Raw genomic sequence first — 518 nt, forward strand, 5'->3', positions numbered from 1 at the left:
ATACCGAGGGTGGCTACTCGTAGTTGTCATCAATAAACAACTCGACTTTGTCTTGAAGTTCGTCCACGCGCATATTTAAATGAATCGCATGGCAACAAGCCGGGCAATCATCATAAAACTCTTGATCCCCATTACTGGCATCCAATGTTATGCCTATTGAGTGCCCACAATGCGGGCACTTAACATGCCTTTCAGTATAATTTTTCATACAACAACTCCTAGTATTGCAGGGCTTTTAAAACTCGATATTTAAGGAAGTACAGCCCTTTCACTTACTTTGCCTGACCATTCACAAATCGCGTAAACGCCATTTATGCCAACGGCTCAGGCACAATCTAAAGATAAGTTACTTAGATATTAGGTGGACTTGTTGCTAATTGATTCGAAATAAGTACAAAACTTGACCCCAAACTCAACCTTGAATCTGGGGCCTGTAGCTTGAGTGATGTGCCTCGAAAATTGACACAAAGCAGTGAATTGTGCCTTCCAAATTAGTAAGAAATAATTTTATTGATAGT

At 40.2% G+C, this 518-nt stretch carries 1 protein-coding gene; it reads right to left on the reverse strand.

Annotated features, from left to right (window positions below; all coding sequences use genetic code 11):
- Nucleotides 1–13: 13 nt before the first annotated feature.
- Nucleotides 14–208, reverse strand: coding sequence for a CPXCG motif-containing cysteine-rich protein (locus R7093_RS28115; RefSeq protein WP_005396219.1), 195 nt, complete (start codon nt 206–208; stop codon nt 14–16).
- Between the last annotated feature and the right edge of the window lie 310 nt (nt 209–518).

It is taken from the genome of Vibrio sp. 1580 (genome assembly GCF_033340055.1).